We start from the raw sequence: 1,222 nt of genomic DNA, 5'->3' as shown, positions 1-1,222 counted from the left end.
ACAACAATGAACTAAGCTAAAATGCAAGAGAATTTTAGTTTATTTTGATACATAATTGGGATCATAGGATAATCCAGATTTTGCTATGGCAAAAGATTGTTTTATGAGCTTATTGCAGACTGCAATCAATGCTAGCTTTTTACTTTTCCCTTTTGCTATTATTCGTTGATATAGTGCCTTGCATTGTGGATTATGTTCGCATGCTGTAAAGCTGCACATAAACAGATGGTTTCTAAGTAGTCCATCTCCAGTTTTACTAATTCTTGATCTTCCTCTTATACTGATGCCTGAGCTTCTTTCATTTGGTGCTAGACCTAAGAATGAAGAAACTTGTTTGTAGCTTTCAAAAGTCTTAAAATTAGAGGTACAGACCATCATTAGTATAGCTGTTTTCTTCCCGATACCAGGAATAGTGGTAAGTCTTTGAAATAGCTTTGGCTCTTCTGTTTTAATAAGGTTTTCCAATTCTGTTTGTAATACCTCACATTCTTTTTTAAGTTGACGTAACTGTCGCTGAATAGAACGTATTAACATTCCTCGCTTTTGCCCTCTGTTTTCTAAGGCATGCAGTTTATTCTTTAAGGCTGTCGATTGTCTTAAGTAGCTTTGTATTAAGGAGAGTATTTCTTTAGATTTTGTGACGTATAATGGCTCTGGTTCCCATTGTTTCAAAGGCTGTTCACAAGCATAAGTATAAATCATAAATGCATCGCTTTTATCGGTCTTGTTCCGTCTTAATTTCATCTGTATAAAGCGTTTGACAACTAACGGGTTAATAACGCTTAAGACCACCGCGTTGTGATAAAGAAACAACGCTAGTCTGTGATGATAACTCCCTGTTGCTTCCATCACGCAATGGGTATCTTCCCCCAAGACTTTTAAAAAGGATTTAAAGCCTTTTGTAGTGTTGGGATAACTACTGTAACCCAGCTGATCGCTGTAGACATCAAAAGTATCTTTAGAGATGTCTATTCCAAAAAATAATGTACTTTTATTCATAGATATTAGTATTAGTAAAGAACAATCTATCTGATTTACAGCATCCTGAAAACAAGCTATGGTGCCTAATGAACTAAAGGTAATTTAGATAGTAAAAGAGCAGTGATTTTCATTGTTGACAGAATCTTAAGTTCCTACGGCTATAATAACCTTAATCTGCTCTTTTGTTCTTTATTGATTATTTGTCTAATTTAATTGAAATACAAACTTAGGATGGCTATAA

At 34.5% G+C, this 1,222-nt stretch carries 1 protein-coding gene; it reads right to left on the bottom strand.

What is annotated here, in order from left to right; all coding sequences use genetic code 11:
* Positions 1-39: 39 nt before the first annotated feature.
* Positions 40-999 carry an IS110 family transposase gene (locus Q0912_RS17450; protein ID WP_299117565.1) on the bottom strand — a complete coding sequence of 320 codons (960 nt, stop codon included), beginning with the start codon at positions 997-999 and terminating at the stop codon, positions 40-42.
* Between the last annotated feature and the right edge of the window lie 223 nt (positions 1,000-1,222).

Origin of the sequence: uncultured Winogradskyella sp., from assembly GCF_947498345.1 — a bacterium.
Lineage (GTDB): Bacteria > Bacteroidota > Bacteroidia > Flavobacteriales > Flavobacteriaceae > Winogradskyella.
The sequence above is the reverse complement of the archived record's forward strand: the minus strand, read 5'-3'. Positions and strand labels throughout refer to the sequence as shown.